Annotated in this window: 5 protein-coding genes and 1 tRNA gene; 2 read left to right on the top strand and 4 right to left on the bottom strand. The window is 56.9% G+C overall.

Annotation, left to right across the window (positions count from 1 at the left end):
- Positions 1 to 251: 251 nt before the first annotated feature.
- Complete coding sequence (locus NW834_RS13140) at positions 252 to 686, bottom strand: hypothetical protein (RefSeq protein ID WP_011432900.1); 435 nt, start codon at positions 684 to 686, stop codon at positions 252 to 254.
- Between the two features lie 201 nt (positions 687 to 887).
- On the opposite strand from NW834_RS13140, the gene NW834_RS13145 reads away from it, so the two are divergent.
- Positions 888 to 961: transfer RNA gene (locus NW834_RS13145), tRNA-Arg, on the top strand.
- Between the two features lie 33 nt (positions 962 to 994).
- Here the strand turns inward: NW834_RS13145 and NW834_RS13150 are convergent.
- From NW834_RS13150 to NW834_RS13160, 3 genes are all read right to left on the bottom strand, one after another.
- Complete coding sequence (locus NW834_RS13150) at positions 995 to 1429, bottom strand: type IV pilin protein (RefSeq protein ID WP_414419262.1); 435 nt, start codon at positions 1427 to 1429, stop codon at positions 995 to 997.
- Positions 1430 to 2002: 573 nt separating this feature from the next.
- Positions 2003 to 2809 (bottom strand): FAD binding domain-containing protein, encoded by an 807-nt coding sequence (locus NW834_RS13155; RefSeq protein ID WP_414419263.1) that lies wholly within the window; start codon positions 2807 to 2809, stop codon positions 2003 to 2005.
- Positions 2810 to 2851: 42 nt separating this feature from the next.
- A complete protein-coding gene (locus NW834_RS13160; RefSeq protein WP_414374678.1) occupies positions 2852 to 3283 on the bottom strand; it encodes a DUF1818 family protein in 432 nt (143 codons plus the stop codon).
- An 89-nt stretch (positions 3284 to 3372) separates the two neighbouring features.
- Here NW834_RS13160 and NW834_RS13165 point away from each other — a divergent pair, with 89 nt between their 5' ends.
- Positions 3373 to 5079, top strand: coding sequence for a SpoIID/LytB domain-containing protein (locus NW834_RS13165; protein ID WP_414419264.1), 1707 nt, complete (start codon positions 3373 to 3375; stop codon positions 5077 to 5079).
- Positions 5080 to 5229 lie beyond the last annotated feature (150 nt).

A 5229-nucleotide genomic window follows, 5' to 3' on the forward strand; every position in this document is an offset into this window, starting at 1 on the left:
TTGAGTTTTCTCTATCTCGTCAGTGCTCTCTTTTGGCTCAAATGAAAGATCAACACAACCTAGTTTGGAATGACTATGATTTGTAATTTTTTACAGAAAGAGGCGTTTTTCAAAAGCTGAGCTGGCACTTGTTCTCTCGTTTTAACAAGTTGGCCAGAAACTTCTTAAGCTTTCTCTACTCTGTAGGCACGCTCTTCTGGATCCAGCTGATCCAGCTAGACCAGGGCATGGGGTAAGACTACTCCAAGATCCTATTCTCCCTCGGGGGGTGCTGCCGCCTCAGAATCCAAAATGGCCCCTGCTCCGTAAGAGTCAATATCGATGGCCTGGGATCCACCGGCAGCCAACAGAGCCATCAGGGATCCCAACTGCCACCACACCAAGCCTGCCGTGCTCAACACTAGGATCCCACCGACGCAGGCGGCCAAGGCCATAGACAGGCCAAACACGTTCAGACACGCGGCCACAAACCCAGAGGTAAACAGGCAGCAGAGACTGTAGGTGAGGATCACCCCAGGAGTGCGGTAGCGAATTTGCGCTTGGCTATCCCGGTTGAGCTGCCAAAGGGCCACCTGGTATTCCAAATTGTCCTTGAAAATGATGCCAAAGATAACAGCAAAAAAGCTGAATAAGGCGATGGCAGAGTAAATGGGGGGATTGACGAAGGGATCAGAAAGGGATTCCATAGGGCTGACCTCGGTTTGGGATCCAAGTCCTTAGCTTAACACTTCTTAGCATCACAGAAGATGTCTAGCAGGTCAATGTCAACAACACAACCGATAACGCCAGACCCAGTTGGGGCATGATGAGAACTGGTCGGGTATCACCTCATCTGCAAAAGGGCTGTAATCTGAGATGGGGGCTAAGAGCAGTAGGATGTTCGACAAGGGGCTGTAGCTCAGATGGATAGAGCAAGCGCCTCCTAAGCGCTAGGTCGGCGGTTCAAGTCCGCCCAGTCCCGTCTCCTCAAGCCGCCAAATCTCGCCCAGGCAAGTCAATGATAAAGGTTGCAGGAGTTGTGCAGGTCGTAGCCAGAGACCAGAACCTCTTGCTGGCGATCCCCGAGGCCGATGTCACAGCGCAGGGGATTCCCACCAGCAGCTGTGTAGGTGTGAGACTCCGTCATCCAACGAATGCCGCTTGGGCCAGGTGTGGGAGGAACAACTTCGGGAAGACGGTAGTTGTAGGCTTGCCAGGGATCTTGCAGATAACGATCCCCGTGGATCCCTCCGAATTGAATATCGGCGTAGCTGGAAGGATAAACCGTAAAATCCATGCGGAAGATTTCTGAAGCGCGGCCAATGGTCGCCAAAGCTGTCTGGGCTTCAGCAACTCTGGAGCGGCGAATGTGGTTGAGCAGGTTGGGAATGGCCACCGCGCAGAGAGTACCGACAATCACGATGACCACCAGCAACTCGATCAATGTCATGCCACGAGGAGCCGCAGTGGCCAGACGAAAGAGGATTCTCCGGAGATACACTTCATGAGGGGAAAACCGACTCATAGCAGTTCCAGTCCCGCTTCGGGAGAAATCAGGCACTTAGCTAAACCCAAAGGAGCTTGCCCCAGTATTCCAGCCTTTCCTTGGTTTCAGGTTACCCTTTGCGGATCCAAAACTTTCCCTGTCAAATCACGCGAACTCCTGAATCCAAAACCTCACTGGCTATCAACTGTAGGTAAATTTTTTGTAAACTGGCTTCAAGTTTTAAGGCCAGATAAATCTGAGTTCACTGTGAACTGTTTTCGCGGCTGTCTATGGGGTGACACTGCCAGTTGCTACTGCCCCAAACTTTTATGTGTTACCCATTTTTGGAACAGCAACAGATGAATTTTTGCCTGTGGCTATCTCAATCCCATGGACGGGAATGTCAGACTTATGGTCATTTCGATTCAAACTGGGGCACTGACCCACGCCTAAAACCTTTACTTTCAGAGCGGCGGGAGCTTTGGCAGGATGAGTACGTCGTTCTCAGCCCCCTGTTGGGATGGGGCAATACCCCGATTAGCCCAAGATGTCTATACAGCGGCGAATCAATACCTCGCTCATGCGTTGGCGGTAAAAGGCGCTGGCCCGAAAATCCGCGATCCAGCCGTGGGCTTGCTCTGCCAAAAGTTGGGGAAGATGTTCTGGATCGGGCCGGGATCCCAGCCGCACCAGTTGTGGGGGTGAAAGGGCAGCATTGAGCCCGAAGCGATAATCGCCTGAGTCGGGATCGCGGGATCCAGTGACGATCACCAAGGCGGGATCCGTTTGGGTGATGCCGAGCCGCTGAAAGGTGCTGGGGCCGCGCAGCCGTTGGGCCGGGATCCAGATGGATCGCAAGGCTTCCCCCGGCTGCAGCAGAGTTTGTTGGGGGCCGGTTTGAAAGTCCTGAGCGGGGATGTGGCGCAGGGATCCCTGCAGATCGATCAGCGTGTAGGTGGCCTCAAGAGCGATCAACACGGGTGCTACGACACCGACACTCAGGGCCAGGCAGAGATTTCCCCCTATCGTTGCCAGGTGGGCCACCTTAAAAGAGGCCAAAGACGCCATTCCCTCGCACAGGGCGCGGATCCCTGGCCAATGGGGTGGCCAATCGTATTGCAACAGTTGCTGGAAGGTACAGGTTGCCCCCAGTTTTAGCCCTTCTGCGCTGATTTCCAGCTCATTCCAGCCCAGAGGATGCAAATCGACCAGTCCCCGCAGGTGGGGTTGCGGCTGGGAGAAGAGCCAAGTCCCCCCGGCCAGCCAGTTCCAGCCGGGATCCCAGGCGGTCAAGTCCTCAAGCTGTCGGGGACGAATGTAAGTGTGCAGATGGTGCAGATCCATCGGTTCTCTCAGGCAGGGATCCAGACTGCAGGCTTCAGGGGGCTAGAGAGCTTCCTGAAAGCATTGGGCGAGGGCCTGGCACAGCTCAGGGACAACATCAGCAGGCCAAAAACCTTCTCCGCGCCGGCCTTGATGCAATTGCACATAGAGACCCCAGGCAGTGGCGCTGCCGCTGGCTATCAGGGTCAAAGCAGGGAAAGTCTGCTCCAGCGTAATGCTCTCCTCCGCCATCAGTTGGGAGGCGATGGCCTCCATATCCTGCTGCAGGCGCTGCACCCCCTGCACAAACGCTTGCCACTCCTCCTGAGTGAGCTCCAGCGCCCAGGTTTCTCCCCCCACCAGCGCAACAAAAGGGGAACGGGTGGGATCCCAGCCCAGCCTCCAGCCGGATCCCTTGTGCAAAGAGGGGCGGCGTCCCGCCGTGGCGATTGGGAACCCGTCGTCGGGAACAGACATGCGAGGAAAAGCATCCATGGTGCTCCGCACCGCTAACGCGACCACTGCAGGTGGGCCAGAAAAGATGCGGGTAAAATCGACAGGGTGTGTTTTAGGATAAAGCGGCCATGGCCAGTTGTCAGCCTCCCACTGCCAAACCTCGCCGGTTTTCAAGGACTTCGTCCTGCAAGCAGAGCACCCTCATTTCCGGCTTGGGCCTGTTGCTGACGGCCTTGGCGCTCCATGCCGCCGACGCGACCGGCGTTGGCGAAGAGACCTTGGCCACGGCGGCCACCCCCGAAAACCCAATCCTGCACATAGGCATTGTGCAACGCTTTGGCCGTTCTGAGACGGATCAGGTGGAGCTGGCAGCGCCGACGGGATCCCTTCTCACCCTGGAATTCCCTCAAGCAGACGGCAGCACCCAGACCCAGCGAACGCCTCGGGTCAGCATCGGCATTGTCAATCGCGCCCTGACCACCCCGGAAACCGTATACCGTCTAATCCTCAGCAGCCACAAAAGTTTTGAGAGTGCCGAGGCCAACGCCAACCATTGGCAGTCTCTGGGCATCAGCACCGAGATCGCCCAGCCGCAAGAATGGCAGGTGTGGGCCAACCGCGCCTACACCCCGCAACAACTGATCCAGATTCAGCAGTATGCCCAGAAGGAAGGGATCCCCCATGTGCGGCTCGAGGTGCAGGAGCGACGCGAACGGGCGGAGCTAAGCTGGGTTCATGAACACTTTCGCTACCACCGCACCCGCCTCAGGGTGAACTCCGATGCTGGCTATCTGCGGGTGAACGACCGCCACTACGCCGGATCCATCACCTTTCAGCCCAATGCCTACGGCAGCTACACTGTGGTCAATGCCGTGCCTCTGGAAACCTATTTGCGGGGGGTAGTTCCCCACGAGGTGGGGCCAGGGGCCCCTTTTGCCGCGATGGCCGCCCAGGCGATTTTGGCGCGCACCTACGCCCTCAAGAACCTCCACCGCTTTCAGGTTGACGATTATCAGCTCTGTGCCAATACCCACTGCCAGGTTTACAAGGGATTGACCGGAACCCACCCGCGGGCTGACGAGGCCATTCGCCAGACCAGCGGCCTGGTGCTCACCTACAACGGCGAGCTGGTGGATGCCGTTTATTCTTCCACCAACGGTGGCGTCTCGGCGGCCTTTGAAGACGTTTGGGACGGGGATCCGCGCCCCTACCTACGCCCGCAAGCGGATATTGCCCATCGTGCTCCGCAGGGCGAGGAGCGCCATCAACCGGGTAAGCCCCTGGATTTGCGGCAGGAGAGCAGCTTCCAGGCGTTTTTGGCCCAGCGAGAGGGCTTCAACGAAGCAGGAGTATCCCGCCTATTCCGCTGGGAGTTCTCCCTATCTCTGGAGGAGCTGAACACCCAGTTGCGGGCCGGCCAAGACTACCTAGGGATCCCGATGCCCACCTGGAGCAGCATCGCGGGGATGCAGATCCTGGAGCGCTCCGCCAGTGGCCGGGTGCAGGTGATGCAATTGGACTTGCAGACGGCAGAAGGGATCCGCTCGATTCTTTTGCGCAAGGATCAGGTACGCTTGGCTTTTCCTCGCCTGTACAGCACCCTGTTTCGGATAGAGCCTCTGAAACAAGGGGAGCGATTGGCAGGCTATCGCTTCATCGGTGGCGGCTTTGGCCATGGGGTGGGCCTGAGCCAGTATGGCTCCTATACCCTGGCTCGGCAGGGGTTTAACGCGGCACAAATCCTGGCTTTCTACTACCCCGGCACCACCTTGGCCCCGCTGGGATCCCTATCCTTGCAGTTGCCTGCCGCCTCAGCAGCCTACTCTATCCGCTAGAGGTTGGGTGAAAGTTATGGCCGTTCGCGACAGCGGGACAGAGCCTTTAGAAGAGCATGACTCTAGTCAATAGTAAGCTCAACTATACTGAAAATAATGTATAATATGTTCAGTACGGATTACTACCAGTTGATCTTTCTGTTTACTTTC

The organism is Synechococcus sp. R60.1 (assembly GCF_047461835.1).
GTDB lineage: Bacteria > Cyanobacteriota > Cyanobacteriia > Thermostichales > Thermostichaceae > Thermostichus.